This window comes from Photorhabdus viridis (assembly GCF_040256935.1).
GTDB lineage: Bacteria > Pseudomonadota > Gammaproteobacteria > Enterobacterales > Enterobacteriaceae > Photorhabdus > Photorhabdus viridis.
Genome location: NZ_JBEJZY010000211.1, coordinates 1 through 735, shown reverse-complemented (window position 1 = coordinate 735; position 735 = coordinate 1). Strand labels below are relative to the sequence as shown.

General features: G+C 60.1%; 1 protein-coding gene. It reads right to left on the bottom strand.

The window, feature by feature from the left end:
* Window positions 1-735 (bottom strand): toprim domain-containing protein (locus ABR397_RS23015; RefSeq protein WP_350307735.1); only part of this gene is annotated, 735 nt, incomplete at both ends.

The window sequence follows — 735 nt, the reverse complement described above, 5'->3', positions numbered from 1 at the left end:
CCAGACCACATTTGGCATCGACGGCAACGCGGCTATACCGGCGGCTAATGTGCTGACTGTTTCCGGCACCGGAACCGGCTGATGTTCAGCCAGTGCGGCCCGCTCTGTTGCGGTGGTGGCCTGTACCTCTGCCGCTTCCTGCATCGGCACGGCACTGTCCAGCAACAACCCGAAGGCCCGTTCCGGCTCAGCGACCTGACACAGATAGCCGTTGGCATCCATGCCCTCGGGGAACACCACCCGGAACACGGTGATACCGGCGGCAGTCAGTTCGGCGGCCAGTTTCACTGCGGCCTCATTCCCGGCGGGGTCATTATCGAAGGCAATCAGCACCTGTCTGACCTGATGCTGTTTCAGTGCCTGCCAGTGGTCGGGAGTAAACCCGTTCACCCCGTAGGCGGCGGTGACATTACGGTAACCCGCTACCCAGAATGACATCGCATCGATTAATGATTCACACAGGATAAGCGAGGCTGACGCCCCCATGGCCGGTTCATTCCAGACCCCGCTATGCGCCCCGGGCAGATACAGATGCCACGGGGTGTTTTTGCGCAGGTCATCACCGATTTTACGGCCATAGATTTCGCGTATCTGGCCGTGCCGGTCGATAACCGGTATCACTAATGACCCTCTGAAGTGTTCATGCCCGTTGTCCCGCAGGATACCCGCCGCCATTAACCGGACCCGGATAGCGGAACCGGCCTTGTATTTACTGGCGGGCAGCCGGTAACCCAG